Raw genomic sequence first — 6,016 nt, forward strand, 5'->3', positions numbered from 1 at the left:
CTGTCATGCCGGCCGTCCCCCCGGCCGGGCCCGTCCCCACCACCAGGCCGTGGCCCGCCCGGCCTGCCCGGCCCGCCCGGCAGGCGCGGACGCGGCTGACCCGGACGCGGCTGGCGCGGGGGGTGTGTCGCCGGTCCCGGCGAGCACGTCGGCCAGGTGCAGGACGCGCACTCCCGAGCGCCACCTGGACAGCAGTCCGCCGATGTGCGCGAGACAGGAGCTGTCCGCGGCCACCAGCACCTCCGCCCCGGTCTCGCGGACGTGGCGTGCCTTGTCCGCGCCCATCGCCACCGACACGTCTGCGTTCTTGATCGCGAACGTGCCGCCGAACCCGCAGCACTCCTCGGCCGCCGGCAGGTCGACGAGGGTGAGCCCGCGCACCGCGCGCAGCAGCCGCTGGGGCCGGTCACCAAGCCCGAGCACCCGCAACGAGTGGCAGGTCGGATGGTAGGCCACCCGGTGCGGGAAGTACGCGCCGACGTCGACAACCCCGAGCACGTCGACGAGGAACTCCGTCAGCTCGTACACCCGCGGTGCCGTGCGGGCCACCGCGTCCCGCAGCGCCGCGTCACCCCGCTCGGCGGCCAGCCGGGCATACAGGTGACGGATCGTGCCGGCGCATGACGCCGACGGGGTGACCACCGCGTCGTATCCCTCGAACGCCTCGACGAAGCCCCGCACCAACGGCACGGCCTCGTCCCGGTAGCCGGTGTTGAGGTGCATCTGCCCACAGCAGGTCTGCGCCGGGGGGAAGTCCACCTCGACCCCGAGCCGCTCGAGCAGCTCGACGGTGGCCTTCCCCGTCCCGGGAAAGGCCGTGTCGTTGAAACAGGTCACGAACAGCGCGGCCTTCACGGCGCCACCTTCCTCACCCCGCCCCTCGTCCCATCCTGGCCGTCCCACTCCGGCCGTCCCGCCCTCCGTTATCCCACTCCCGTTCCCGCGCGCCGGCCCACCCGTGCGAACCGCATCCCCGCCACGGCTCGCTCCTCGCCCTCGTTCCGCGGCGCGCATCCCCACGGCCTGTCTCTTCGCCCGGCCACGCGGCCGGGCACCGGCCCAGCGGGCGTCCACTATGCGACGGCCCAATATGTGACGGAAAGTAATCACGGTCGGCTACTACCATGGCACCAGGACGGTGTCGGGACGCCTGGCCCGCCCGGACGGCGTCCGAACGGCTTGTCTGTCCGCAAAGCGACACCGGATGGGCACAACCCCTATCTCAAACCCCGCGACAGCAGCATTATCGTCAGAGCGTGACGGCCAACACATCTTCGGCGCTGTTCACTGGATCCACCGGAGTAGGCACCCCGCCGCCGGGCCCGTACCACCACGGGCAGCCACATCATCACGAGCAGCGCAGGTGACCGCGATGACGGCACGTCAGGCACGGCCCGACAGGCGGACGTCCGCCGGCTCCGGCCGGCTCCGCACCCTGCCGGCGGCACGGACAGCGGCACGGACAGTAGCCGCCGCCAGCGGCACTGGGCATACCCGGACGGGCGGTCGCCGGGCCGGCGACGGGTACCGATGACCCCCCGCCGGCCCGACGGAGCGCTCGAGGTGACCGGCGCCGGCCAGCCGCTCGCGGCCCTGTCACCGTGGCCGGTCCCACGCCCGGTCACCGGCGTGGCCACCGGGACGGCCATCGGCCCGACGCCCGGTCCAGCCGCCCCGCGGCACCGCGGCCGGTGACCATGGCGAACACGGCCCAGGAGCGGATCGACCGGACCCTGGCCGCGCTGTCGGAGGCGGCCGCGTCCCAGGCGGTCGCCCTGATAGCCCTGGAGAACGCTCCCGAGCGGGCCCTGCTCGTCCCGGACCGGCTCACCGGCGGCACCCGCCGGCGGGCAACGACCGCGTTGAGCACGTTGGCCGATGCCTGGCACTGGTACGGCATCCTCAACGATCTTGTCGGACGGGCACGCGCCCTGCGCGGCGACAGGGCCCGGCTGGACGCCCGCACCATCGACGAGCTGGACGCGCTGCTGCACGGCCCGATGCCGCGGCGGGGCGTGCGCCCGGCGGAGCTGGCCAGCCGTACCGACGCGGCGCTACGGACCGTACGCACCTGCGTCGACGAGATCACAGCCGCCTGGAACACCCACCTGGCCGCCGTGGGCGCGGCCGAACAGCGGATCGCCGCCGCCGCCGCGACCGCCGCCCGGCTGCGCCTGGACGACGACGCGGGCCTGGCCATCGCCCGCCGTCTGCTGGCCGAGTTCGCCGAACAGGCCGCCACTGATCCGCTCTCGCTGCCCGAGAGCCTGTCCGCGCGGCTGGCGGCGGCGGTCGCGGCGGCCGGTGCCGGGCTGGACGAGCTGGCCAGGCGGCACGACACCCTGCCCCAGGCGCTGCGGGAGGCCCACCAGCTGCTGGCCGGCATCGTCGCCCTCATCGAGCGGGCCGCGGCGGACGCCGACCGGGCCCATGGCCGCGTCCTGCCACCAGGAAGGTCCCTGACCCGCCTGCCCGACGGCGTGCTCGACGACGAGCGTCACGGCCTGCGGACCTGGCTCGAGCGGCTGGCCGCGGCGGCGTCGGCGGGCCGTTGGAAGGAGGCGAGCCGAGGCCTCGACCGCTGGCGGGAGCTCGCGGAGGCCACCGCGATCTCCGCCCGCCGGGTCGCCGAGGCCAACGCGGCCATGCTGCGCACCCGCGACGACCTACGCGGGCTGCTGGCCGGCTGGCAGGCCAAGGCGGCCGGACGCGGTGTCGCCGAGGAGCCGGAACTCACCAGCCTGTACCGGCAGGCCCGGTCGGTGCTGTACACGGCACCGACCGATCTCGACCGGGCCGCCGCGCTGGTGCATGCCTTCGGCGCGGCGGTCGACCGCCGCGGCGCGCCGCATCCGGGGCCGGCCCCGGGGCCACATCCGGGGCCGGCGCCAGAGCCGGGGCCAGGACCGGGAGCAGGACCGGAGCCGAGAGCGGGGCCAGGACCGGGCGCGGGCCCGGGGCCAGAGCCAGGGCTGGGAGCAGAGCCGGGAGCAGAGCCGGGAGCAGACGCCGCGCCGCGCTCACGGCCGGGCGGGCACCCGGGCCGGCCCCGGCACGCAACAGGTCGAGCGGCGCGCGCCCAGCCGGGAAGGATCCTGGCGGCGGTGCCGCCGCGGCACCCTGGTCGATACTGCCGGCATGCCGGCCCGGCCCCGACGGCCTGGCCCCGGTACGTCACCAGGGCGGCGGCGGCAGGCCGCGTCCGCCCGTGGACGTTGGTTCGACCAGGTGATACGCACGTGATCGGCTGTGGGCAGGCCACGGCGGAAGCCACCAAGACCGGGCGGGCCGGCCACGGCCCCGCAGCGGAGAAGGGACGGTACGGAATCGACCAGAACGGGGGTCGCTGCCCGGCGTGCGCGGCTCCGGTACGTCCGGGCGACCGCTTCTGCGAAGCGTGTGGAACGCCGCTGCGGGCCATACCACCGGGGGGTACCGGCGACACCGACCATCGTGAGATCGACCTCGGCCCGATCGCCGGCGTCTGCGACCGAGGGGTACGGCACACCACCAACGAGGACGCGATGGGCGTCCTCGTGGTCGGCTCCACGCTGATCGCGGTGGTCTGCGACGGCGTGTCGAGCACGCCCGGATCCGGGCCGGCCGCCCGCTCGGCGGCCCGGGTGGCGGCGGCGACCGCGGCGGCGGTCCTCGCCCGGCCCGTCACCCGCTCCCACCCCGGGCGGGAGCGGGACGACGTGGAGCACCGCCCCAGCCATGACCGCGGCCGGCCGGCCGGCCCCGACCGGTTCGGCCGCACCGGCTTCGACGAGGACTTCGGCACGGACCGCGACCCACCCGACCATCATGATCGCTACCGCGGCCCCAGCGGCCACGGCGGCCACGGCTACGACCCCGACTGGCCGGACCCGGATCCCCCGACCTGCCCGCCAGGCCCGCTGGGCGGCCCGCTCAGCGAGGAGCCGCCCCCGGGCCGGGCCGAACAGGCGGTACGCGCCGCCGTGGCCGCCGCGCAGGACGAGGTGGCCCGGATGCCCGCCATCGGACGCAGCGCGCCGTCCTGCACGCTGGCCGCGGCGATCATCACACGGGAACGGGACGGCACCGGGCACGTGACCGTCGGTTGGATCGGCGACAGCAGAGTGTATCTATTCACGACGCGCTGCTTCCAGCGGCTGACCGAGGACGACACCTGGGCGGCCGAGGCCGCCCGCGCCGGGCTGATCCCCGCGTCCGCGGTCGAGACCGACCGGCGGGCCCACACCCTCACCCGCTGGCTCGGGGGCGATGCCGAGGACGTCACCCCGCACGTCCGCGCCTTCCCGCTGCCCGCCTCGGCCACGGTGCTGGTCTGCACCGACGGGCTGTGGAACTACCTCTCCCGCGCCGAGGACATGGCCGCGGTCGTCGGCCAGCTCCCGCCGAACGCCTCACCGATCATGATCGCCCGCCATCTGACCGGGCACGCGATCGACCGCGGTGGCCACGACAACATCACGGTCGTGGTCACGCGGGCCGGCCCGGACCCCATCGACGGGTACGCCGGCCGGCACCCCTCCGGAAGGGAGCAGCGATGACCACGCCGTTCACCGTGGAGGTCTTCCAGAACGAGTATCTGGCCCACGGCCACGGCGAGGTACACGCGGTGGTCACCGTCCGGGGAGCGTACGGCCCGGCCCCGGCAGGCCTGCCGGGCCAGCGCGGCCCGGTGGAGCTCGCCGAGGTCATCATGCTGGACTGCTCCGGCTCCATGGGCAGCCCGCGGACGAAGATCGTCGAAATGCGGCGGGCGGCGGAGGCCGCGGTCGACGCCCTGCCCGACGGCACCTGGTTCGCGATCGTCCGGGGGTCGGGGATCGCCGAGGCCGTCTACCCGGCCGGCCGCGAGCTCGTCCGGGCCGACGAACGGACGCGGGCCGCGGCCAAGGAGCGGATCGGGCTCCTCGACGCCGACGGAGGCACCGCGATCGGCCGCTGGCTCACCCGCGCCCGGGAGCTGATGGCCACCAGGCCGGACGCGATCCACCATGCGATCCTGCTGACCGACGGACGCAACGGCGAGCACGCGGCCGAGTTCGACGAGGCCGTCGCCGCGTGCGTCGGGCGTTTCCAGTGCGACTGCCGGGGCGTGGGGGCGGACTGGCGGGTCGATGAGCTCCGCCACGTCGCGACGGCCCTGCTCGGCACGGTCGACGCGGTCCGGAGCCCGCATGATCTGGCCGCCGACTTCCAAGCCATGATCAGTACCGCGACGAACCGGGCGGTGGACCGCGTCAGCCTACGGGTATGGACGCCGCGTAACTCAGCTGTACGGTTTCTGCGACAGGTCGCACCATTTGTGGCAGATCTCACCGGCAGCGCCACCCGGGTCGACGACCTGACTGTCGACTATCCGACTGGCGCGTGGGGCGCGGAATCCCGCGATTATCACCTATGCGTCACAGTGCCATCACGTATGGATGACATGGAGATGCTGGCCGCCCAGGTCGGCGTGGTCGTGTCCGGCCAGGTGCGCTGCCGCGAGCGCGTCCGCGCGGTCTGGACCAGCGACGCCAGCCTGTCCACCCAGATCGCGCCCGAGGTCGCCCACTACACCGGCCAGGCCGAGCTCGCCCAGGCCATCCAGGAGGGTCTGCGGGCCCGACGCGACGGCGACGAGGCGACCGCTACCATCAAACTTGGTCGAAGTGCACAGTTGGCGCGTCAGTCCGGCAACGAGGGTACATACCACCTACTTCAACACGTGGTCGACATTGAGGACGCAAGCACAGGTACTGTTCGGCTGAAACGGAACGTTGACACCATTGACGAAATGGTCCTTGACACACGGTCGACCAGGACCGTCAGGGTGAACAGGTGATCAGGTGAGCGCACGCTGCCCAGACGGGCACCTGTCTCTGGCTCCCGACTACTGCGATCAATGTGGTATGCGGATTGTAGCCAGTCAGGAGCCCTACGTCATTCATCCCGCGGACGGGACGAGCGGGCCGTCAGGTCGCGGGCGACCGCACCAGCCGGACCACGCCGCCGGGGCCCCCGGGGAGCCGCCCTACGG

At 74.1% G+C, this 6,016-nt stretch carries 3 protein-coding genes; 2 read left to right on the plus strand and 1 reads right to left on the minus strand.

Translation table 11 applies throughout. The features are described from left to right. Positions 1-3 precede the first annotated feature (3 nt). Complete coding sequence (locus NBX02_RS21595) at positions 4-855, minus strand: (Fe-S)-binding protein (protein WP_250292812.1); 852 nt, start codon at positions 853-855, stop codon at positions 4-6. Between the two features lie 842 nt (positions 856-1,697). Between NBX02_RS21595 and NBX02_RS23450 the strand changes: the two genes are divergently transcribed. Together NBX02_RS23450 and NBX02_RS21605 are read left to right on the plus strand one after the other, a co-directional pair. Continuing rightward, positions 1,698-4,538, plus strand: coding sequence for a protein phosphatase 2C domain-containing protein (locus NBX02_RS23450; protein ID WP_445548574.1), 2,841 nt, complete (start codon positions 1,698-1,700; stop codon positions 4,536-4,538). After that, positions 4,535-5,821 carry a VWA domain-containing protein gene (locus NBX02_RS21605; RefSeq protein ID WP_250292815.1) on the plus strand — a complete coding sequence of 429 codons (1,287 nt, stop codon included), beginning with the start codon at positions 4,535-4,537 and terminating at the stop codon, positions 5,819-5,821. The genes NBX02_RS23450 and NBX02_RS21605 overlap by 4 nt, the downstream gene beginning before the upstream one ends. Positions 5,822-6,016: the final 195 nt, after the last annotated feature.

The organism is Protofrankia sp. CiP1_Cm_nod1, from assembly GCF_920888515.1.
Lineage (GTDB): Bacteria > Actinomycetota > Actinomycetes > Frankiales > Frankiaceae > Protofrankia.